This is a genomic window from Rhizobium sp. WCS2018Hpa-16 (assembly GCF_031843705.1).
Lineage (GTDB): Bacteria > Pseudomonadota > Alphaproteobacteria > Rhizobiales > Rhizobiaceae > Agrobacterium > Agrobacterium tumefaciens_C.
The window spans coordinates 100168-121913 of record NZ_JAVTIX010000003.1; the positions used below are offsets into that span (position 1 = coordinate 100168).

17 protein-coding genes and 1 pseudogene are annotated in these 21746 nt (G+C 56.8%); 11 read left to right on the forward strand and 7 right to left on the reverse strand.

Going from position 1 to position 21746, the window contains the following annotated elements; all coding sequences use genetic code 11:
- Nucleotides 1-175: 175 nt before the first annotated feature.
- Nucleotides 176-1120 (reverse strand): LysR family transcriptional regulator, encoded by a 945-nt coding sequence (locus RQI55_RS11695; protein WP_311272582.1) that lies wholly within the window; start codon nucleotides 1118-1120, stop codon nucleotides 176-178.
- 482 nt (nucleotides 1121-1602) lie between these two features.
- Here RQI55_RS11695 and RQI55_RS11700 point away from each other — a divergent pair, with 482 nt between their 5' ends.
- The 10 genes and pseudogenes from RQI55_RS11700 (at nucleotide 1603) to RQI55_RS11745 (ending at nucleotide 13650) form a co-directional block, all read left to right on the forward strand.
- Nucleotides 1603-2787, forward strand: coding sequence for an MFS transporter (locus tag RQI55_RS11700; RefSeq protein WP_155398920.1), 1185 nt, complete (start codon nucleotides 1603-1605; stop codon nucleotides 2785-2787).
- A gap of 141 nt (nucleotides 2788-2928) precedes the next feature.
- Nucleotides 2929-3735 (forward strand): helix-turn-helix domain-containing protein, encoded by an 807-nt coding sequence (locus RQI55_RS11705; protein ID WP_042618929.1) that lies wholly within the window; start codon nucleotides 2929-2931, stop codon nucleotides 3733-3735.
- Nucleotides 3736-4023: 288 nt separating this feature from the next.
- A complete protein-coding gene (locus RQI55_RS11710; RefSeq protein WP_042618930.1) occupies nucleotides 4024-5835 on the forward strand; it encodes a PEP-utilizing enzyme in 1812 nt (603 codons plus the stop codon).
- 11 nt (nucleotides 5836-5846) lie between these two features.
- Nucleotides 5847-6911, forward strand: a pseudogene (locus RQI55_RS11715) (PEP/pyruvate-binding domain-containing protein).
- Nucleotide 6912: 1 nt separating this feature from the next.
- Nucleotides 6913-7392, forward strand: a complete 480-nt coding sequence (locus tag RQI55_RS11720; protein ID WP_311272584.1) for a biotin/lipoyl-containing protein — start codon at nucleotides 6913-6915, stop codon at nucleotides 7390-7392.
- A gap of 3 nt (nucleotides 7393-7395) precedes the next feature.
- The gene (locus RQI55_RS11725; RefSeq protein WP_311272585.1) at nucleotides 7396-8778 is read left to right on the forward strand and encodes an acetyl-CoA carboxylase biotin carboxylase subunit; all 1383 of its coding nucleotides are present in this window, start codon (nucleotides 7396-7398) and stop codon (nucleotides 8776-8778) included.
- A 1-nt stretch (nucleotide 8779) separates the two neighbouring features.
- Nucleotides 8780-10249, forward strand: coding sequence for a hypothetical protein (locus RQI55_RS11730; protein WP_311272586.1), 1470 nt, complete (start codon nucleotides 8780-8782; stop codon nucleotides 10247-10249).
- Nucleotides 10246-11100: an HAD family hydrolase gene (locus tag RQI55_RS11735; protein ID WP_311272587.1), complete on the forward strand. Its 855-nt coding sequence runs from the start codon at nucleotides 10246-10248 to the stop codon at nucleotides 11098-11100. The genes RQI55_RS11730 and RQI55_RS11735 overlap by 4 nt, the downstream gene beginning before the upstream one ends.
- Nucleotides 11101-11139: 39 nt before the next feature.
- Complete coding sequence (locus tag RQI55_RS11740; RefSeq protein ID WP_311272588.1) at nucleotides 11140-13140, forward strand: acetoacetate--CoA ligase; 2001 nt, start codon at nucleotides 11140-11142, stop codon at nucleotides 13138-13140.
- 180 nt (nucleotides 13141-13320) lie between these two features.
- Nucleotides 13321-13650: a hypothetical protein gene (locus RQI55_RS11745; protein WP_052496892.1), complete on the forward strand. Its 330-nt coding sequence runs from the start codon at nucleotides 13321-13323 to the stop codon at nucleotides 13648-13650.
- 88 nt (nucleotides 13651-13738) lie between these two features.
- Here the strand turns inward: RQI55_RS11745 and RQI55_RS11750 are convergent, their stop codons facing one another.
- From RQI55_RS11750 to RQI55_RS11775, 6 genes are all read right to left on the reverse strand, one after another.
- Nucleotides 13739-15049, reverse strand: coding sequence for an extracellular solute-binding protein (locus RQI55_RS11750; RefSeq protein WP_042618936.1), 1311 nt, complete (start codon nucleotides 15047-15049; stop codon nucleotides 13739-13741).
- Nucleotides 15050-15124: 75 nt separating this feature from the next.
- Entirely contained in the window at nucleotides 15125-15976 is an 852-nt protein-coding gene (locus RQI55_RS11755; protein ID WP_042618937.1) for a carbohydrate ABC transporter permease, read from the reverse strand.
- A complete protein-coding gene (locus RQI55_RS11760; protein ID WP_042618938.1) occupies nucleotides 15973-16854 on the reverse strand; it encodes a carbohydrate ABC transporter permease in 882 nt (293 codons plus the stop codon). Before RQI55_RS11760 ends, RQI55_RS11755 begins: the two co-directional genes overlap by 4 nt.
- Nucleotide 16855: 1 nt before the next feature.
- A complete protein-coding gene (locus RQI55_RS11765) occupies nucleotides 16856-17953 on the reverse strand; it encodes an ABC transporter ATP-binding protein (protein ID WP_042618939.1) in 1098 nt (365 codons plus the stop codon).
- A 27-nt stretch (nucleotides 17954-17980) separates the two neighbouring features.
- On the reverse strand, nucleotides 17981-19489 hold the full coding sequence (locus tag RQI55_RS11770; protein ID WP_192064866.1) for an alpha-N-arabinofuranosidase: 1509 nt from the start codon (nucleotides 19487-19489) through the stop codon (nucleotides 17981-17983).
- 115 nt (nucleotides 19490-19604) lie between these two features.
- Nucleotides 19605-20525 (reverse strand): transcriptional regulator, encoded by a 921-nt coding sequence (locus RQI55_RS11775; protein ID WP_042616698.1) that lies wholly within the window; start codon nucleotides 20523-20525, stop codon nucleotides 19605-19607.
- Between the two features lie 203 nt (nucleotides 20526-20728).
- On the opposite strand from RQI55_RS11775, the gene RQI55_RS11780 reads away from it, so the two are divergent.
- Nucleotides 20729-21730, forward strand: coding sequence for a helix-turn-helix domain-containing protein (locus tag RQI55_RS11780; RefSeq protein ID WP_311272589.1), 1002 nt, complete (start codon nucleotides 20729-20731; stop codon nucleotides 21728-21730).
- The last annotated feature ends 16 nt before the right edge of the window (nucleotides 21731-21746 follow it).

Here is a 21746-nt window from a genome sequence, read left to right on the forward strand (position 1 = left end):
CGGTTTTTAAAACGTCAAAAAGTCGCGTCACCCACCATCGGCGGGCGATACGGTGAGGTATTCGGTTCACAGTTGAGGATTGTCTGGCAATTTCAGCGTTTGCGTTCAGACCGCTGGCTCTGCGACAGCTACGTAGATTCGACGTGGTCTGAGGTCGTGTGGTGCGCGAGGTTACTCAGTGCGTCTTGGGTCGCAATCCGGGCACGAAAGGCGACATTGCCAGGTTGGCCTCATCGATCACGATGTTGCGCACCCATTCGGCAGCCGGGTCGTTTGTCCCGCTCCCCGACCACTGGATTGACTCCGTAAACCGTTGAAGGGGTATCGGAAATTCCAGTATCTTCAACGGCAATGTTTCGGCCGCTTGCACCGCCAGGCGCTCGCACATTGTGCCGATACGGTTCGTTCCCACAACGAAGTGCGGAATCAGCGCGAAATTTGGCACCGCCACCTCGATCCGCCGCTGCAAGCCATGTTCGAGCATCAGGAAGGCTTCGATAGAACGCTTGTGCGATCTTCCGAATTGCGTTGCGACATGACCCATGGACATGAACTGGTCAAAGGACAGAGAATCGTCAATTTCCGTGTTGGTCTGGCAGGCGACGGCCACCAATCGATCTTCAAAAAGCGGTGACTTCGGAGAGGCAGAGGAGAGGAAAACATCCGGAAAGATCAGGAAGTCGACATCGCCGCGGCGGAGGAGTTCATCAGGATTGTCATCGAATGAAACCAGATCGAAGGTGATGCGTGGCGCGATCTTGCTGATGCGCGCCACAACGCGGCAAAACAGCATGAGCATCGCATAATCGGACACAGCAACGCGGAAACATCTTTCCGATAGCGAGGGATCGAATAGCTCACGGGATGCCAGCATATCCCTTATCTGCATCAAGGCGCCGCGAATAGGTGTTGCGATGGTTTCGGAAAAAGGTGTGGGAACCATGCGGCGCACCTGCATGGTGAATAACTCATCCCCAAAATAGGCGCGCAGCCGTGACAGTGCCGCACTCATGGCGGGCTGGCTGAGGTTGAGTTTTTTCGCTGCGACCGTGAGATTGCGTTCCGTGAGAAGTTCATCGAGTGCGACCAGCAGGTTCAGATCAAGACCTTGGAACCGCATTCTCCTCCTCCCCAGTCGGTGCAATTCCATCCATAGTATGGATGGCTCCCATAAAAACAATCGATTTCTATCATGTCATAAAACCTGCTTAGCTCTTCGAGGAGTAGGAAAAAGACCCGGGAAACACGTGGGAGGACGGCACACAGGCTGCGATTTCAGCATGTTGATCGAAACATTTTTCGAAGTGCCTGATTTGGGTGGAGGCCACCCATTTCCAAGAAAAAGACGCGCTTGGAAAGAGGGCGGAGGTGGATCGAGATGATCCGCATGCGCTGAGCCGCGCGTTCGACGAAACACGTTTCAAAGCCTTCGGGCTGCTTTACCGATCCGATGCACTGCCTGGAGGGGTGGGGGCTTCTGCGTTGCTGCACGCTGCATAAAGCGTGGTTCCGAAATCGATCTGAGATGAGGTTGGGTTTTCTAGGGGAATATTGGCCCATCGCTGGGAGGCGGTGGTTTATCATTTGGAGGAGGAAAAATTGGTGAGAAAAGACAGCTTTCGCGGCATTGCCGCTCTCTACGTAGGGCATGCTGCCGGAACGATCGATCTGGCGGCTCTGCCGCTATGGCTCGGGGCCTTGATGGCGCTCTATCATCTTGCGCCTGAGCAGGCAGGTATGACCGTGTCCCTGTTCCTCGCGGGGATCGTTGTTGCAAGCGCGATTCTGGCACCGAGGTTTCATCAGTTGCCGCAGCGCTGGATAGCCGTCGGGGGCTTTGGCGCCTCTGCGATCTGCTTCATCTATGCCTCGCGCCTTTCCGTCGCCCCGGATAGTTTGAACGCTCTGCTTTTCATCCATGCGATAGCCGGTTTATGCACGGGATCCGGGCTGTCGATGGTCCATGGCAGTATGGGCCGCACGAGCAATCCACACCGGCATTTTGGCCTTGCCAACGCGGTCATCGGCTTTCTGGTGATCTTCATGTTTGCCGTCATGCCGGGCCAGATCGCGCAGCACGGCGGGCAAACCGTCTTCGTAGGCTTCGCGAGTGTTATGGCGGTGGCGGCTGTTGCAGCGCTGTTCTTCTTTCCGCAGAGCGTAGCCCAGACGGAACCGGTCGACAGCATCCACAAAGCTGACCGCGCACCCACACCCACAATCGTGTTTCTGATTATGGGGTCGGTCATGTGCCTCATGCTCAACCAGTCAATGGTCTTTGCCTTTGCTGAGCGTGTCGGTGCCATGCGCTCCTTTGATGCCGGACAGGTCCAGATGGTTTTCGTCGTGCTCGGCTTCGTCAATCTTCTCCCGGGTGTTTTGTCTGCTCTCCTGCAAAAACGCCTGCCGGCGATTGCGGTTGTCATGATTGGTCCGTTTCTTCAGGCGATTGTCGCTCTGGTCATGACGAATTCGCCCGCCTTCCTGCCTTTCGGTGCAGCCGTACTGCTTTTTCCCGCAGTCACCATCTTCACACACACTTTCTTTTTTGGTCTGCTGTCACAGATCGATCCCTCGGGGCGTTCCGTTGCCGCAACGCCTGCCATGATGATGACAGGTTCAGCCATCGGTCCAGCCTTGGGCGGGAGCATCGTGGCGACGATAGGGTTTGGGGCCATCGGTTGGGCAGCGCTTGGTGTCTCGACCGTATCAATCATATTGATGCTGTTGGTGCAGCGCGAGCTGTCCCGGCAGAAGCAGACACAACGAACGGTCGCAGCAGTCTAGCAGGTTCCGAGGTGGCCATCAGAATGCAAACAGCAGCCAACATGACCGATTGCCACATTCCATTGACCTACCCCAAAAAACAGCTCTTGTTTCCTGGGGTAGGTGAGGACATGCGGTCTTATCAGACGGTGCTGACCTAAGATGGAAAAGCAAGGCGTAAAATCCATCCGGGCTTTGGCGCGCGGAATCGAGGTTCTCCAACTGCTTCAGGCATCGGGCGGTATGAGCCTTGGCGATATTCATCGGGAGACCGGTCTGGCGAAAGCGACGCTGCTGCGTATTCTTCTCACGTTTCAGGAAGAAGGTCTGGTTTGGCAGCGAATCATCGATAAGGCCTATCTCGCCAGTTATTCATTGCAGCAGCGGGCGCGGTATCTCGATGATGTGTCGCATCTGGTCGAGGTTTCCTCGCCCGTTCTGGCTGATTTGACCAGCCGGATCGACTGGCCCTCCATTCTGGCTGTTGCCCGACTCGACCATATGGAGGTCATCGAAACCAACTCGCCCAAGTCCTACTTTCACCATATCCCGCTGGGACCCGTTGGGTTTCAGGTCAATATGCTGATGTCGGCGACTGGCAAGGCCTATCTTGCCCATTGTCCCGAGACCGAAAAGGCTGCGATCCTGACCCGTCTTCGTCACAGCCAACGGATTGGAAACATAAACGCGCGGAATACGGCATGGGTCGACAAGGTTCTGGCAGAGACGAAAGCCCTGGGATACGGAATCAGAGATCCACGCTTCGGCGGAGACTTCGATATTCCCCGGCGACAAAGCGATGACGGCCGCGATTCCATTGCCGTGCCGATCATGTCTGGCGAGCGCGTGTTCGGCTGCATCAATCTGACATGGATTCAAAAGGTCGCGAACCGCAGACAGATCGTCGATGCACACTTGCCCGCGCTGCAGGAGGCAGCCCGGACTGTTGCGCTCAAGCTACAGGGCTGAATTGTGCCAGGCTGATAGCCCTCAGGTTTCACCTGGTGAAACCTTCGCTTGTCGCGATTGATCGCATTTTATTGCCTGCGTAGATTACCAACGCAAACGAAAACCGCTCGATCAACAAGCGGACTGATTTGTAAGCAATTGACCCAAAAGGGATTTTGGAGACTACCGGTAGAGCGAGGAGGCTCGTACCGGCCTGCACTTCAGGCTGCGCGCAAGGAGTTGCGCCGCCCGGAACCGAAAGAGAGGTTTCGCAAAACTCCGCCGTCAGATTGGGAGGATTTCTGACACATGAACCCGACTTCATCTATTTTTCCATTACCGTCGCAGATCGGAAGCGCCAAGGGCGCTGAGAAGGTGGACGGCATGTATCCGTATTTCACCAGCTTCCGTGCCGGTGATGACGAACGCTTCTGGTTCTACAACAAGATGCATTTCCCAGAGCCGATGCCCGCCTTTGATGCGATCACCGCTGAAGGAGCCTATTCGGGTCTTGGCGCGATGACAACGCGCATGTTTGCCATTCCCACGTCCAAGGGCATCGAGCACCGCATCGTCAATGGCCGTATTTACATATCGGCGAACTCTGTCACCGATCCGGAAGAAATTGGTCGACGCGTTGGTGAGTTTGAAAAGCGTGCCTTCTTTTATTTCGGTAACTGGGAACGACTGTACGGCGAATGGCATACGCGGATGAAAGACCTGATCGCGGCCATGGCGGCGATTGAGGTTCCGGGGCTTTATGAATTCGACGATGCAGAGTCCGTGCTTGGCGGCCGAGGCTATTCCGACGGCGCTTTGCTGCTGAAGAGTTACGACAAGGCGCTCGAAGACTATTTCATGATGTGGCAGTACCATTCGGAATTCCTGATCCTCGGATATGGCGCCTATCTGACCTTTTTCGAATTCTGCAAGAAGGCCTTCCCCGAGATCGAAGACCGGACGATTGCAAACATGGTCGCCGGCGTCGATTCCCTCATGTTCAAGCCTGACGATGAACTCAAGGTACTGGCCCGGCTCAGCGTCCAGTTGGGCCTTGATGATGTGCTCGCATCCGGCTGCACGCCGGAAGAAGTCCTGGCTGCCATGAAACAGCGCGGCGATGCTGGTGCACAATGGCTGACGAAATATGACGAGATCCGCGATCCCTGGTTCAACACCTCAAGCGGCGATGGCTTCTATCATCATCATCGAAGCTGGAATGATGACCTGCGCATTCCTTTCTCCGCACTGGCAAATTATGTCGCCCAATTAAAGGCGGGCCATTCTCTGGAGCGGCCAACCGAGCAGCTGAAAGCGCAGCGTGAGCAAATCATCGGCGAGTACCGAAGCTATCTCGATACGGATCAGGATCGCGGCACCTTCGATCAGATGCTCGGGCTTGCACATATGGTTTTCCCCTATGTGGAAGATCACAAATTCTATTGCGAGCATTGGCTCACCAACGTGTTCTTTAACAAGATCCGCGAATTCGGTGCCTTGCTCTGCAAGAACGATCTGATCCAGGATCAGGAGGATATCTTCCACCTCAATCGGGGAGAAATCCGTGAAGTGCTGTCCGACCTGCGTCTTACCTGGAGCGTCGGCGGCAAGCCTGCAGCCGGGGAGCGTTGGTCCGATATCATCGCAACCCGCAAGCAAGGCATGCTTGAGCTGGTTGACTGGGACGCGCCAGAAGCTCTCGGCCCCATTCCCGAGGCGATCAATGACCCGATGGTGGTGATGCTCTGGGGTGTAACCACCAAGACAGTTCAGGCATGGCTGTCACGCACAGACTCCGACATGGAACTTTGCGGATTTGGTGCCTCGCCCGGCGTTGTCGAGGGCACGGCAAGAGTCATCCAGTCGGTCGCGGATATCAACAAACTGCAGGATGGCGACATCCTCGTATGTCCCGTCACAACGCCGAGTTGGGCGCCGATCTTCGGGCGCATCAAGGCAGCCGTGTCCGATATTGGCGGAACCATGTCTCATGCCGCCATCGTCGCGCGTGAATACGGTTTGCCTGCTGTTGTCGGCACGGGGAGTGGAACACGGCGGATCAAGGACGGCCAACGCATTCGCGTCGATGGCAGCACCGGTCGCGTGACCATTCTCAATTAAGGAAGAGTGCAATGTCAGTCCATTCTGAACCCTTGACGCGATGGTTTGCCGATCTCGGCGTTGAAGATCGCCCGACAGTCGGCGGTAAGGGCGCCAGCCTTGGCGAACTTGTGAAAGCCGGAGCCAAGGTTCCACCCGGGTTTGTCGTCACCACTGCTGCCTTTGAAGCCTTTCTGGAAAGCTTCGACCCTGACCGGAAGGTCAGGCAAGGGATCAGCGAGTTGAAGAACAAGAGCCACGATGAAATCGAAGCCGCGACCCATGCGATCCGGGCGGCAATGCTGAGAGCACCTTTGCCTGCGGCCCTGCAGGAAGCAATCGGCACGGCCTATCATCAGCTGTCGCCAAAGGATGGTCTCACTCCCGTAGCCGTTCGCTCCAGCGCAACGTCTGAAGACAATGCGGATGCAAGCTTTGCCGGTCTTCAGGATACCTATCTGTGGATCAAAGGAGCCGATTTCGTCATTGACCACGTCAAGCGCTGTTGGACGAGCCTCTACAGCGTGGAATCCGTGACCTACCGGCTGCGCCTTGATTTGCCTGAGGATGACGTCGCCATGGCTGTCGTGGTGCAGGACATGGTGGATGCCCGCACCGCAGGCGTCATGTTCACGCGCAGCCCGACGACCGGAGACAAGACCGTTATTGTTCTCGAAGCGGCCTGGGGTGTGGGCTCTTCCGTCGTCAGCGGTGAGGTTACGCCGGACCGTTTCGTCATCAGCAAGATCACTGGCGAAATCACGCAGCGCAACATCTCGCGCAAACTCGTCAAGCATGTGCCTGATTACAACAGGCAGGAAATGACGGAAGTGGCCGTTGCCGAGGCTGAGCAAACGGCTGCAAGCGTCAGCGATGAAGAGCTCCACGCGCTGGCGCGTACGGGACGTTTGCTGGAAAAGCACTAAGGGCACTCGCTGGATATTGAATGGGCCATCAGCCGGAACAGCGGCGAAATCATGCTGCTGCAATCCCGGCCGGAAACAGTCTGGAGCGGGCGCGACAGGCAAAAGGGCCCAATCGTGGCCGCAGCCAACCCACTTGCGCACGTGCTCCGTGCATTGACAGATCGAGGTTGAAATGGCCGACAAGCTTACAAAGGCGGATGTCCAGGAGATATTCGCGATACTCGACAGTTCGGATTTTGACGAGCTGCATATCGAGACCGAAGGGCTGAAGCTCACGGCAAGGCGCAAAGGCGCGGTGTCCTCCCAGCCACCCGCAGAGAGCCAGAAGCCTGTCGCCGTTACCACTCCCGACAGCAAGGCCGAACAAACCGAGGCGGCGATTGCGGCTCCAGTGGGTCTGGCCTCGGGGGACAGCATTAACGTGCCCGCGCCGATGCTCGGCATATTCTACAGTGCGCCGAAGCCCGGTGCCGAACCGTTCGTCACACCGGGAATGAAGATCGGACCTGAGACGGTGGTGGGGATCATCGAGGTTATGAAACTGATGAACCCGGTGACATCAGGATTGTCGGGTATTGCGGTCGAAATCGCAGTTGCCGATGGCACCATGGTGGAATTTGGACAGACAATTCTCCGCTTGCGACCGGAGTGAGCCATGACCATTCAACGCATTCTTATCGCGAACCGCGGGGAAATCGCTGTTCGCATTATACAGACTTGCCGAAAGCTGGGTATCGAGACGGTCCTTGCGGTCTCTGAAGCGGATCGCGACAGCTTGGGTGCGCGGCTGGCAACACGGACTGTCTGCATAGGTCCTGCGCCATCATCTCTGAGCTATCTCAAAATCGAAGCCATCGTAAGCGCCGCAACCGGTACGGGTTGTGACGCGGTGCATCCGGGCTACGGATTCCTGTCGGAAAATGCGAGGCTCGCTGAGGCCTGTGCCGACAATGGGATCATCTTTATCGGGCCAACTGCAGATCAGATCCTTGCTGTGGGCGATAAGTTGAAGGCACGCGCTCACGCGCAAGCCGCTGGTGTCCCCGTCGTTCCGGGTGGGCCGGTCGAAACGCTTGAAGAGGCAAAGGCGATGGCCGTTGCGACCGGCTATCCTCTGCTGATCAAGGCCGTGGCTGGCGGCGGCGGCCGTGGGATGAAGCGTGTCAACACGCCCGGCGAACTCAGCGCCATGGTCGATATGGCAATGGCCGAAGCCTCAGCAGCCTTTGGAGACGGGCGCGTTTATCTGGAACGCTATGTCGCGGCGGGGCGCCACGTGGAAGTTCAGGTGCTGGGCGATGGAGAAAATGTTATTCATCTCGGTGAGCGCGATTGCTCGGTCCAGCGGCGTTATCAAAAGGTCATAGAGGAAGCGCCTGCTCCTGATCTCAGCGATGAGTTCCGCCACGCGATCCACGAAGCCGCTTTGAAGTTCAGCCGACATCTCGGCTACAAGAGCCTCGGAACCGTTGAATTCCTGGTCGATTGCGAACGCGAAGAATTCTATTTCCTCGAAATGAATGCGCGCATCCAGGTGGAGCATCCGGTGACTGAAGCCATTACCGGGCTTGATCTGGTTGAAGAGCAGATCCGGGTTGCAGACGGAAACGCGCTGAGATTCGGTCAAGAGGATATCACGTTCGACGGGTATGCCATCGAATGCCGGTTGAACGCAGAATCCATCGACCGGGATTTTCAGCCCAGTCCCGGAAGGATCACTGAGGTATGGTTTCCTGCGGGCCTTGATATTCGCGTCGATACCTTCGTTCAGGCGGGGTCTTTCGTTGTGCCCTACTACGACTCGATGATTGCCAAGGTGATCGCGAAGGGGCGCACGAGGCAGGAGGCGATTGGCACCCTGAAAGACGTCATGAAGTCGGCGGTGGTGAACGGCGTCGACACAAACCGGGAACTCCATCAGGTTGTTCTGGCCCATCCGGCCTTCGCCGCAGGTGCCGTCGATACCAACTTCCTCACAAACCTTGTCAATGCCGGCAAACTTGCACAGGCACTTGAAACAATGAGACGGGATTGCTGACATGAGCAGAGTTGAACTCGTCGATACGACTGTGCGGGACGGCAATCAGAGCCTTTGGGGCGCGACGGCGCTCAAGACCGGGATGCAGGCGGCCATGGCACCCGTGATGGAGCGCGTGGGTTTCGCTGCTGTCGATCTCATTACATCCACCCATATGGCCGTTGCCGTTCGCTTCCAGAAGGAAAATCCCTGGGAACGCATCAGGGTCATGCGAGAGCTGATGCCAAGCACAAAACTCAGCTTCCTGACCACCGGCATGCGCTTCATTTCGTGGGAAAGTGCCAGCCAGGAATTGATGCAGCTGGCGTTCAAGTTGCTGGTCAATTGCGGCATAGACCGCTTTGCGATCATGGACCCGATGAATGACACGTCCGCAATGATCGCCATGGCAAAGCTTGTCGGCAAGTCCGGCATCGATGACTGCAATGCGGCACTGACCTATACGGTCAGCCCCTTTCACGACGATGCATACTATGCGAGAAAAACGAGCGAACTGGCAGCCTCCGGGTTATTCTCGCGCATGTATCTGAAGGATCCTGGCGGTCTTTTAACGCCGGAGCGCGCGAGAACCCTGTTGCCCGCCATCCAGGCCGGGAAGGGGCAAATGCCGCTGGAGCTGCACTCGCATTGCACAATCGGCTTGGCACCGTTTTCCTATCTGGCGGCTGCGGAAATGGGTATCGAAGCACTCCATGTCTCGGCAGGCCCGGCAGCGAACGGCACATCCCAGCCTGCTGCGGAACGTGTGGTCGCGAACCTTCGGCACATGGGCCATTCTGTGGATGTGGATGACGAGGCGCTGGCGCAAATGAGTGCCTATTTTCAAGCGCTGGCTGAGGCCGAAGGTCTTGAATGCGGTGTGCCGCAGGAGTTTGATGCCAGCTATTTCAAGCATCAGATGCCGGGTGGAATGCTTGGGACCATGAAGAGGCAGCTGAGTGAAATGAAGCGCTTGCACCTGCTGCCGCAGGTGCTCGAAGAGACCGAGCGCGTGCGTGCAGAGCTTGGCTATCCCATCATGGTCACACCGTTTTCGCAAGTCGTCGGCACTCAGGCGGTCATGAATGTCCTGTCCGGCAAACGCTATGAAAATGTGCCGGATGAGGTCATCCGCTATGTGAGCGGTCGTTTCGGCAAGCCCGGTAGCCCGCTCGATCCTGAGGTTGAAGATCGCATCAAGTCCAGTCGACGTGCGAAAGAACTGGAGGCTGAAGCGCAAATGGCCTCACTGCCAGAGCTTCGCGCCCGGTTTGGCAAAGACCTCAGCGACGAGGAATTTCTGCTGCGCGCAGTGATGCCCGGCGAGCAGGTGGATGCCATGATTGCGGCAGGCCCTGCGGTGCGTTCCTATGATCCCGAAAGCAATACACAGCTCGAACTTCTGCGGGGTCTGGCAAAGCGCAAGAACTACAGGCAGATCGTGGTCGAGACCAAGGGTGTTCGTCTGGAGTTGCAGGGGGCGCAAAAATGAGCAGCTCAAGCCTGGGTCCGACATCTATGCAAGCTGTAAAGGGCTTCATTCTCGATATTGATGGCACGCTCGCTCTGATGGACAAAAAGAAGGGCCGCTTCAACCCGTTCGATGGCGCGGTTGCCGTCGTGGATCGGTTGAACAGGCTTGGTATTCCCATGGTGCCTTTTACCAATGGCACCTTCCAGACGCCCCAGGAATATCGCGATCTGCTCGCAGCGGCAGGTTTCAACTTTGCCGAAGGCAGCATTCTGACGCCATCTGTGGTCGCTGCGGATTACTTCGTCAAAAAGAAAATAGAAAAAGTCCTTGTTTTGGGCGGGCATAGCGTATCGCATTCCCTCACCGAGAGAGGGATAGACGTCGTGCGCCGGGGAGATGATTTAAGCGGGGTTCAGGCCGTTCTCATCGGCTGGTATCCCGAGTTCACCATGCCCGATCTTCAAGCAGCCTGCGATGCGGTCTGGAACGGGGCAAAACTGTTCACCGTTTCCGATGCGCCATTCTTTGCTGGTGCCAGTGGTCGCATTCTGGGCGTGTCCGGAGCCATCGCCGCCATGATCACCTCAACGACTAGGGCAAGGACAACCGTTCTTGGCAAACCGTCGCTCCATGGCCTTCGTCTTGCATGCTTGCAGATGGGTATAAAACCCGGCGAAGTTGCGGTCGTTGGCGACGACCCGAGCCTTGAGATTGCCATGGCGCGAAAAGCCGGTGCCATTGGTATCGGTGTCACCACGGGTATTGCCAAGCACGATGCCTTCGCCGCGCTGGCTGAAAATCAGGCCGCACATTTTGTACTCGATTCAATCGCCGACCTGTTTGCAACTGGTCTTGTGAACGCGGCCTAGGCCAGAACCGGCGATGCCGGCTTGAAAGGGAGATCGGTTATGGTTGCTGAGGGGCAATTACTTTGGACGCCTTCCGCAGACTTCGCGGATGGATCCAATATCGCGGCCTATATGCATTGGCTGAAATCAGAGCGTGGGCTCGATTTTGCCGATTATGCGGCACTCTGGGCATGGTCGGTCGAAGACCTGCCCGGCTTTTGGAAATCGATCTGGGACTATTTCGAGATCCATTCACCCAGCCCCATCGAGACCGTGCTGAGTTCACTTGAAATGCCCGGTGCCGAATGGTTTCGCGGTGCCACCGTCAATTACGCCGAGCATGTGTTGCGGCATGAAAATTCCGGGGATTCATCCCGACCGTTTTTGTACCACTGCTCGGAAATACGTGATTACGCCTCCGTTTCCTGGCAGGAAGTGGGTAGCAAGGTGCGTATCCTTGCCCAACAGCTACGCGCAATGGGCATAGGGGCTGGCGATCGTGTGGTCGCCTATATGCCGAACATTCCCGAAGCCGTCATCGCCATGTTGGCGACAACGGCGATAGGGGCGGTCTGGTCCGCTGCCGCACCGGAGTTTGGCACGCAAACCGTCGTTGACCGTTTCGGGCAGATCGCGCCGAAACTGCTTTTCGCAGCCGATGGCTATCGTTACGCGGGCAAGGATTTTGACCGCCGGACGCAGATACGCGAGATCGTACAGTCCGTGCCGAGCATCGAGAAAATTGTCTGGTTCAATTACCTGAATGAAGACGCGCCGCCCGCTGATCTCAGCGCCGAGGTCGTCCATCTCGATGATCTGCTGGACAGCCCGCCTATCAATCCTGCCAACTTCCGATATGAATATGTGGACGGTCGTCACCCTCTCTGGATACTTTTCTCGTCCGGCACAACGGGTCTGCCGAAGCCGATTGTTCACGGGCATATTGGCATTCTTCTAGAGCACTATAAATCCGCAGCCTTTCACCTCAATCTGAAGCCGGGAAGGACGATGTATTTCTATTCCACCACCGGGTGGATGATGTGGAATACGTTGATGTGGGCACCGCTGATGAATGCCGCCGCCGTGCTTTATGATGGTCACCCCGCTCATCCCGAGCCGGACTTTCTCTGGAAGCTCGCGGAGAAGGCCAATGTTCAGTCATTCGGCACAAGCCCGACGTTCATCGACAATACGCGTAAACTTGGCATCGTTCCCAAGGAGAAATACCATCTTCCGGGGCTGGAAAACATCTTCCTTGTCGGCTCGCCTGCCACGCCCGAGACATTTGCCTGGCTTTACGAAACGCTGGACGAGGATTTGTGGGTGACATCGCAATCGGGCGGAACGGAATTCTGCAGTGGGTTGGTGGGTGGCAGCCCGACGCTGCCCGTTTATGCCGGTGAGATTCAGGCACGAACGCTAGGTGCCGATATCAAGTCCTTCGATCAGGATGGGCGCGAAATCATTGGCGAGGCTGGTGAACTGGTCATCACCAAACCCATGCCATCCATGCCGCTGTTTCTGTGGGGTGACGAGGATTTCAAGCGTTATCGTGAGTCCTATTTCGACCACTTCCCCGGTGTCTGGCGCCATGGTGACTCCCTCACCATCAATGCGCGTGGCGGCTGCCACCTGCACGGCCGCGCCGACGCGACCCTCAATCGCTTCGGCGTTCGCATCGGTTCCGCCGAAATTTACCGTACGCTCGATGGTGTGGCCGAGATTACTGACAGTGTCATCGTCTGCGTGGAAACGAAGGATGGTGGCTATTATATGCCGTTATTCGTGGCTCTTGCGCCGGGGATCACGCTCGACGCAGATTTGACACGTGCCATCAACACGCGGCTGAGAAGCGAGCGCAGCCCCCGGCATGTTCCAGACAAAATCATTGCCGTACCAACCATTCCCTACACGCTGACAAACAAGAAAATGGAAGTTCCGATCAGAAAGCTCCTTCTGGGAGAAAGCATCGAAAAGGCCGTCAGCCAAGGCGCGATGCGCGATCCATCTGCGATTCTGTGGTTTGCAGAATTCGCAGAGCGATATCTGGGTAAGTCTTAAACTGAGATGGATAAGGTTGTTGATGCGGAGCGTTCGCGGGAAGAGCATTCTAAGGAAGTATTATCCAAATAATAATTCCGCAATCGGGAAGGCTGTTCGTTTCAAAAAATGTGTTGGACTTACATTGCCAGTAATGGGAGATGATGACCTTGCATCAGAACCGTTCAGGATCGAATAATCATGTTCAACGCAAGATTACATTTTCTCGCCATTGCACTTACTGCCGTTGGCGTGAGCACATCTGCTAAGGCTGAGGAATATTCTTTTACAGCCAGCAATACAACCGCATCGACCATCACGAAGATTTTCGTGTCGGAAAATAAAAAGGACTGGGGTTATTTCGAGATTGGCTCCGGGATCAAACCTGGCAAGACCGTTAATCTGGAATGGGACCAGAGCACAAATAGCGAAAACTGCAGTCAATGGGTAAAGGCGACCTACGCGGACGGCAGTGAATCTGAGCCTGCCAAGTTCGATTTCTGCGAAGATGGGCTTGAGCTCAATTTCTGAGAGCTCTGAGAGTAAAATCTAAGAGTCACGCAAAAAACCCGCGCATCGGAATGCGCGGGCATGCGTTAGGGTCAGGTGAGTGGCTTGATCAGAGATCGCCCAGCAACTCGTTGATGCGTGTTTCAGCAGAAGACAGCGCCTCATCGACTGGCTTGTCGCCATTGACTGCTGCTCCGACCTCTTCACCGATAATATCCTGGATCGGGAACTGGCGTTGAACTTCTGCCGGTAGCGAGCGGCCGGTCTGAGCGATCTTTGCGATGTTATCGCGATGCGGCAGAGCCTTAAATTGCGGCATGTCGAAGACCGCCTTGACCGCCGGGAGGTGGCCGGTACGGGCCCACTGGAAATCATTATCCGCCAGAAACTTGAAGAGTTTGCCGACAGCAGCAACTTGTTCCGGCGAGCGATCCTTCTTCGGCATGACCCAGCTGTGGCCGTCCGCATAGGTGCTGTCCTGTGCGGGGAAGAGCTGCGGGACCGGATAGACAGTGTAGCCTTTCGAAAGTGCCGTGCCATCCTTTTCCGATTGCGCAGCATAATCGCCGATCAGCCATGTGCCGTTGACCGAGATGCCGCCATCACCATTGGCGAAGGCGGAAACGGCGGCGGCATAGTCGAGGCCGGTCGTCGAAATGCCCTCGTCCTTCGTTGCCTTCATCAATTCGACGGCGGCCTTGGCTTCAGGCGTATTCAGCTTGATGGCCGTCGGATCTGCAAAGAAATCAGCATTCTGCTGCTGCAGCAGGGTGTAGAGGACACGGGTGTAGGACGCGGTCTCGTTGGCCATAATCTGGATGAGATAGGGCTTGCCGGTCTTTTCCTTGAACTGCTTGCCCTGGGCGATCAGTTCCGCACCTGATTTTGGCAGCACCGGCGTGCCGTCGGCGTTGACCAGACCTGCTTTCTTCATCAGGTTCAGGTTGACGTGAAAAAGCATGGTCCAGTTATCGAATGGCAGGCCATAGAGCTGACCATCTTTGGTAACGCCGGCGCGGCTGGCATCGGTAAAGCTTTCAGGTGTGACACCCTGTGTGGCCAACACTTTATCGATAGGCTCGATCAGTCCACGGCTTTGATAGTCGGAAATGGCCGAATAATGCATGGAAACCACATCGGGGGCAGCGCCGGAGGCGAGCTGTGCATTGAGCTGGTCATAGCCCGGCCATTCGACCGTGGTTACGTTGACGTCGATATCCGGATTGTCGGCCTCGAACTTGTTGATGAGCGCGGTGACAATGCCGCATTCGCCGACAGCGGCGGATACGTCAGTAACCTTGCCATAGTCTGCTTCACAGGCGCCGAAGAAGCGCTGCAGCTCAATTTTGGTCTGTGCCTGCGCCGAGGTGCCAACCCCAAGCGCAATCATCGCAACTGTGGTCCATAGAATGCGTTTCATGATGTCTCACTCCCTTTGTCGGGCATTTCGCCCCGTTCAACGAATCCGGCCAGCTCCTCCCCGGCCGGGTAGGCTTTATTTCACCGCGCCGCCGGAGACGGCGGTGACAATGTGTTTCTGGAAGATCAGATAAACGATGAGCGCTGGCAGGCTGGCAAAGACCGCCTGCGCGGCGAGGAAGCCGAGGCCTTCGCTCTGGGCAAAGTTCGATTGCGACGAGGCGATGCCGATTGTCAGCGTGTACATTTCCTTCTTCGTCGCCGAAATCAGCGGCCACCAATAGTCGTTCCAGGCATGCAGGAAGGTGAAGATTCCGAGCGTCGCTTGCGCCGGTAGCGTCAGTGGCAGCATGATCTTCCAGAAGATGCGAAACTGGGAGGCATTGTCGAGCAGGGCCGCTTCGTCAATGTCCTTCGGGATGGCGCGAAAGAACTGCGTCATCAGAAATACGCCGAAGGCAGAGGACAGGCCGGGCAACATCAATCCGAGATGGGTGTTGTGCAGGCCCACCCAGTTGAACATCTGGTGACGGGCGATGATGACAGCCTGTTCCGGCACCGCAAGGCCGAATAGGACGAGGATGAACAGCGTGCGACGAAACGGAAATTCCAGACGGGCAAAACCGTAGCCTGCGAGTGACGACAGAACGAGCACCATCAGGGTCTGGCCGGTTGCAACCACGAAACTGTTGAAGAACCAGCCGAAGACCTGCGACGAATGCAGGATATTCAGGAAGTTGGCGATGGTATAGGGAGCCCGAAAGACCGAGTCCGTGCCGAGCATCAGTTCCTGATTGTTCTTGATCGATAGGCCCACCAGCCACGCGACAGGCGCCATCATGATGACCGAAAGGAAGGCCGCACCCCAGAGAAGCGGGCGGTTTGCGGTCAGCACATCTGGCTTGTAAGTCTCGTCTTTGCGGGTCATGCGCCGTCCTCCGTCTTGCGTGCGGACACGAAATACTGGGCCATTGCCGCAACGAGGATGATCAGAAACAGAACCTGCGAGGCGGCGGCGGCGCGGCCCACATCCCAGCGAATGAAACCGACCTCATAGATATACATGACGAGCGGACGTGAACTGCCGTTCGGCCCTCCATTGGTCATCTGCTGCGCCTGACCGAAAAGCTGGAACTGCATGACGATCTGGATGATCGTGACCAGCATGATGGTGCGCGCGATTGACGGCAGCGTGATCCGCGTCAGCACGCGGCGCGGACTGGCGTTGTCGAGGGCGGCGGCCTCATAGAGATCCTGCGGCACCTGCTGGAGCGCTGCAAGGAACAGCATCATGGGCAGGCCAATGCACCACCAGACAGTTGCAACGCCGACCGAAAAGAGGGACCAGCCCTTGGTCGAGAGAAAGTTGATCTGGTCGATGCCGGATTGCTCGAACAGAACCGACAGAAGACCATCGCCCGGAATGAACACGAAGCGCCAGATCAAGGTGACGATGGTGACCGACAGGACAGAGGACGAGAAGAACAGGCCCCGGAAGAAGCTGGTTGTGCGTGTCGTGCGGTTAAGCGCCAGCGCGAGAAACAGCCCGAGTGCGACCAGCGAGGGAACGCTGACCAGCACGAAGATGACAGTGTTCCAGAGTGCTTGGCGAAAGATGGGATCGGCCAGAACCCTTACATAATTGGTGATGCCGACGAAGCGTCCGGGGCCGAAAAGGTCAACCTTGTGCAGGCTGAGCCAGATGCCCCAGAAGAGCGGAAAAACCAGCAGGGCTATAAAGACGAGAAGATAGGGCAGGATGAAAAGCCCGTGGCTCCATTGGCTGCGGCGATAGCTCTCTGCCATGTCAGCAGCCCTCCCTTTGCAGGGAATGTCCGTCCGCGTCGAAAAGATGGAATGCCTGCGGGTCTGCCTTGATGTTGACCACGTCCCCCGCTTTAGCGAGAGACCGGCCATCCGCTTCGACGGTGAGCTTTGTGCCATCGCCGAGTACGCCGTAGATCAGGGTCCGATCCCCGAGGCGCTCGATGACTTCGGCTTTAAGCGGGACGCCAGCCTCACTATTATGGCAGACAGAGACGTCTTCGGCGCGGATTCCGAGAACGGCACCATTGGGGCTGAGGTTGTTTGGGGCGGTGAAGCCTGTCTGCGCTTGCCCGAGAGCTGCAGTCGTAACAATCAGACCTGCCTGGCCGTGCTCCCAACCCTGAACGGGCAGGAAGTTCATGGCGGGAGACCCAATGAAGGAGGCGACGAAACGGGTTGCCGGTCGCTGATAGACCTCCATCGGCGTGCCGATCTGTTCGATCTTGCGCGCATTCATGATGACGATCCGGTCAGCGAGCGTCATCGCCTCGACCTGGTCATGGGTGACGAAGACCATTGTCGAACCCAGCCGACCATGAAGCTGCGCAAGCTCCAGCCGCGTTCTGCCGCGCAAGGCCGCATCCAGGTTTGAAAGCGGTTCATCGAACAGGAAGGCTTTGGGCTCCTTGACGATGGCGCGGCCGATTGCGACGCGCTGACGCTGTCCGCCTGAAAGCTTCTGCGGCTTGCGATCCAGAAGATGTCCGATCTCCAGCGTGTCTGCAGCAGACAAGACACGACGCTCGATCTCCTCCTTCGGCATCTGAATGTTTTCAAGCCCAAACGCCATGTTCTGTTTCACAGTCATATGCGGATAAAGTGCATAGGACTGGAAGACCATCGCCACCCCGCGCTTGCCGGGTGGAAGCGTGTCCACCCGCTCTCCGGCGACCCGGATCGTACCTTCTGTGACATCCTCCAGCCCCGCGATCATGCGCAGCAATGTCGATTTTCCGCAGCCCGAGGGGCCCAGAAATACGACGAATTCGCCCGCACCAATCGAGAGCGAGATTTCGTCCAGAACAGTCAGCGCGCCATAACGCTTGGTGACATTATCGATCTCAATCGAAGCCGACATGGTTTCTCCTCCCCGTCGTCTATCGGTTTACTGGCCGAGCCGGATGACCCGGTAGCTAAGCGGCGCGATCTCGCCCTTCAGGCGTCCACCCTCCACGGTGATGCCGCTGCCATCCTGCGGTACGATCGTCTGAGCCTCCGGGCCGTTCACGACCTTCAGCCCATGGCCTGAAAGGACCTGATCCAGGATGACCTTGCGGTTGCCAAAGCCTTCGAGCGCGAGGTCAAGACTAATCGCATCGGTCTGGTGGCGGTTGACGATGAAGAGAGTCAGCGCGCCGTCCGTGTCGCTCTCGACGGCAGAGACATCGAGATAGGGTACGTCCTTGGCAAAGTCAGTCGAATAAACAGGGCAATCGATCGACAGCTGGTAGGACGTGCCGCGGCCATAGCGAGATGCAAAGAGATAGGGATAGAAGGTCGTCTGACGCCAAGCCGGACCGCCGGGCACGGTCATGATCGGGGCGATGACGTTGACGAGCTGGGCCAGGCAGCCAATCTTGACGACGTCTGCATGGCGAATGAAGGTGTTGAGGATGCAGCCGACCTGAAGAGCATCTTCGAAATTGTAGATGTCTTCCAGAAGGGCAGGGGCGTGGGGCCAGCCGTCACGACCTTCGAGTACTGTCCGGTCTGCTTCTTTGGAATGATACCAGACGTTCCATTCGTCAAAGCTGATATAGACGTCCTTCTTGGAGCGCTTCTTCGACTTCGTCACGCGGATGACGGAGGCAATCGTTTCGATGTAGTCGTCAAGGCGCGCGTTCTGGGCAAGATAGGCTGCGGTGTCGCCGGCGTCATTTTCGAAATACATATGCAGGCTGATATAATCCACGCTCTCATAGGTGTAATCGAGAACCGTGGATTCCCAGGCTGGATAGGTCGGCATCTTTGGTGTCGATGAACCGCAGACGACCAGCTCGATAGACTTGTCGAAAGCGCGCATGGCCTTGGCAGTCTCGAAAGCCTGACGTCCATACTCTTCTGCCGTCTTCTGGCCAATCTGCCAGGGGCCGTCCATTTCGTTGCCCAGGCACCAGAGTTTGACGTTCCAAGGCTCCTCACGACCATTCTTGCGGCGCAGATCCGACCAATAGCTGCCGCCCGGATGATTGACGTATTCGAGGAAGGCGCGGGCTTCGTCTAGGCCACGCGAGCCGAGATTGACGGCCAGCATCATTTCGGTGTTTGCGGCCTTTGCCCAATCGGCAAATTCATGGATGCCGACCTGGTTCGACTCGGATGTATGCCATGCGAGATCGAGGCGGACGGGCCGGTCTTCGCGCGGGCCGATGCCATCTTCCCAATTATAGGCCGAGACGAAGTTGCCGCCGGGATAGCGCACGACGGGAACATCCAGTTCGCGCACGAGGTCAATCACATCCTGCCGCATGCCGTTAGCGTCTGCAGTAGGGTGATCGGGTTCATAGATGCCAGTGTAGACCGCGCGGCCGAGATGTTCGACGAAAGAGCCGTAAAGACGTGGGTCAATCGTGCTGATTTTGAAGTCGCGGTGAACGGTGCCAACTGCCCGCATGGTGAATTCCCCCTCTTTGTATCCATTTTATGGATATATATCATAATTGGCGATATGATACACGGGATCATCCAGACGTCAATCCGGCAATATTTGTTTGAACAGGGGTGTTTTTTCAGGTCTTGACGCGCAGGACGATGTCCTGGTCGTAATTGCCGAAGCCACGACCGAAAATGTTGATTCCACCGGGGTGTTCTGCCGTATCGGGCACCTCTATCCGCAGCCGGATAGACCGGTGCTGGAGGAGGTCGAGATCGTCAAGATTGGTGTCGGAAACGCGGACGCCGTCAATGAAGGTGCCACCTTCGGTGACGCGGAAGCTCTTCAGAACGCCGTACTGGCTGCCGCGCAGCTTCCACCAGTCAGGCGTAAATTTGCCCCGGTGGTCGCCGAAATCGCCAGGCGAGGTCCATGTGGCTATTGGCTGGCCATTGATTGATATGGTGATGTCGGAGGGCCAGTTTGCAGAGGTTCCTGGCACTTCCGACGACAGCTCCATCAACAGCTCCAGTTCCCGCACGGGAGCGCCTTTGATGCGGGCATTGTTGGGAAACTGGTAGTCGACATAGCCCCGCGTGAACCACACAAGTCCTGCCTTCATGCGCTCTGGCGACAGGAATGTATCGGGATTGTCGAGATAGCCGATGATCGCCTCATTCGAGCACATGCCGCAGGGCGCAAACACCTCATAGCCACTGTAAAGGCCGACCGGCATCGCGACCTCGATGGTCTCGTCAACCGTCTCGCTTGGGCGGGAGAAGCTGAGCACGATCTCATCATGCGCGGCGTGACAGATCTTCTGGTTTCCTTTGCGTGCCTTCTGAACCTCGGTGCGGATCAGCCCCGCCTCTTCCATCTGGTTTATATGCGTTGAGGTTGTCGATTGCGGCAGGTCGAGCAGCTCGGCGATCTCATTGACATTGAGAGAACCCTTCGCGTGAAGGATCTTCAATATGGAAAGGCGGGCGGGCGCGGCAAGGCATTTGAGAACCTCGGCACCGTCATCCGGCGTGATCATCAGAAAACGGCTGCTCAATTGTTCACCTCTTTTGATAGTGGATATGTATCAAAAATCTGGATGGAAACAAGTGTCAGTCGCGCTACGGATTGAGATTATCAAACCGACTGGACAACGGCCATCTAGCATGGCCAGATAGGTAAGCTGCCGGCTACCCATCGGGTGACCTTGGCGAGAGCGTGAGACTGTTTCCTTTATTCGTTATCGAAAGGATGCCTGTCGTGGTCATTGATGTCGGACTGTCAGGTCGCTCCGCGACCTCGCGCTTGGGCTGTACGACCGTCCATTCGCTGGAGGATGGCATGCGTCTCATGAACGGCTGGCGGCTGGAGCTTATGCAGATGTCGCCCGGCCGGATCGAATATTCTCTCTCAGCCATGCAATTCGGCCCTTTCCAGATTTTTCGCGAGAAAACGGACAAGATGCTGCTGAAAAGGGGGATCAGCTGGTCCGGTTCGCTGATTTTTAGCCTGGCTGTGAATGCAGAGGGCACCGGCTGGCTCTCCGGGCATGAGGTGGACCCGGAGATCAGCCTGATGGTGGATGGGCAAAGGCTGCCCGAGATTTTGACGCCGCACGCCCTTGATCTGGTCTATATCGCGGTGGATCGACAATGGCTTGCCAGCCGGGTGGGCGATCGTGGTTATGGCCAGCTGGCCGAGCGGATCCGCTGCTGTTCCTCGATTGCGCTTTGGCATGATCGTAGCGCACGTCTGGACAGGCTGTTTACCTGCCTGTTTGACGATGGCCCCCGCGTGTCCGCCGCACAGTCAGAGATTTCGCCCGATCTTTCACTGGCCGAAAGCCTTGTTCTCGATCACCTCATCGCCGCGCTGACCTCAAGCCACAAGGTTGAGCCCATGCGCGAAACCAGCAACAAGCAATTGATTGATCGCGCACGCATGATGTTGATGGAAAACACCAACGAACCACCGACTGTCGCGGAGGTGGCAACGCATCTCGGTATCAGCAGACGGCATTTGCAAACCTGCTTCAATCGTTCCGTTGGCCTGTCGGCAAAGGAGTTCGTGCGTGCTGAACGTTTGAACCGGGTGCGCTTGGAACTCTGCAATGCCCGTCGGGACTGTCGTGTCATTTCCATCGGTGACGTTGCTGCAGCCTGGGGGTTCTGGCATCTCAGCCGCTTTGCTGCCGATTACCGTGATATGTTCGGGGAACTGCCGTCCGAAACACTGCGGCCCGCCGAGAAAAACACGCAGTGATAGTTTAATCGGATAA